This is a genomic window from Brevibacterium sp. VCM10 (assembly GCF_000583215.1).
Lineage (GTDB): Bacteria > Actinomycetota > Actinomycetes > Actinomycetales > Brevibacteriaceae > Brevibacterium > Brevibacterium linens.
The window spans coordinates 1-856 of sequence record NZ_JAJB01000100.1 but is presented as its reverse complement, the minus strand read 5'-3'; the positions used below and the strand labels follow the sequence as shown (position 1 = coordinate 856).

General features: G+C 70.0%; 1 protein-coding gene. It reads right to left on the bottom strand.

Translation table 11 applies throughout. The annotated features are described in order from the left end of the window. The coding region (locus AD89_RS20210; protein WP_025780890.1) for a phytoene desaturase family protein at positions 1-856 on the bottom strand (856 nt) is incomplete at both ends.

Here is an 856-nt window from a genome sequence, read left to right as displayed (position 1 = left end):
CGCCTCGTCGATGCCGAAGCGGGTCTTGAGAGCCCGACGGGCGGCGAACCAGCCGTTCATTCCGTGCACGCCCGGGGCCGGCGGAGTCGCCGCCGAGCACAGGAACGCGCCGGGCACGCCGAGGCTGTAGGAGTCCCAGGTCAGGCGGGGGCGGGCCATCATTCGGTAGAAGGACACGACGCCGGTCGCGATGTCCCCGCCGATGTAGTTCTGATTGTGTCCGGCCATCTCCGATGCGGGGATCGCGTTGCGGGCGACGATGCGGTCGCGGAAGCCCGGGGCGAAGCGTTCGATCTGCCTCGTGACGTATTCCGTCGGGTCGAGCGGGCAGTCGAAGGGCACGTGCGCGTACGTCCACAGTGGGCGCAGGCCGTTCACCTCGCGTGATGGGTCGAACACGGTGGGGTCGGAGACGAGGCACACGGGATCGGCCGGCATGCGTCCGTTCGTCACCTGTGCCTCGGCGGCGGCCATCTGCGCTCGTGAACCGCCCACATGGATGGTCCCGGCGCGGCCCACCTCGGGGTCGGACCAGGGGACCGGTCCGTTGAGGACGAAGTCGACCTTCGCCGCGGCATTGCCCTGTTTGAACCCCCGCAGGCTCTTGTCGACCTGGTCCGGCAGCAGGCCGGAGAAGATCTGCGCCGCACCCAACGCCGAGGTGTCGAGCAGATAGGCGCGGGCCTTGGGCAGGTCGGTGACGTGGGTGATCGGGGAGTTTGCGTGCACAGTGCCGCCGTGGGCTTCGAGATCGGCGACGAGGTGGTCGATGATCGCCTGGGATCCGCCGACGGGACCCGGCCAACCGCCGGCGTGGGCGACCGTGGAGAGCATCGTGGCGGTGGCGGCCGTGCCC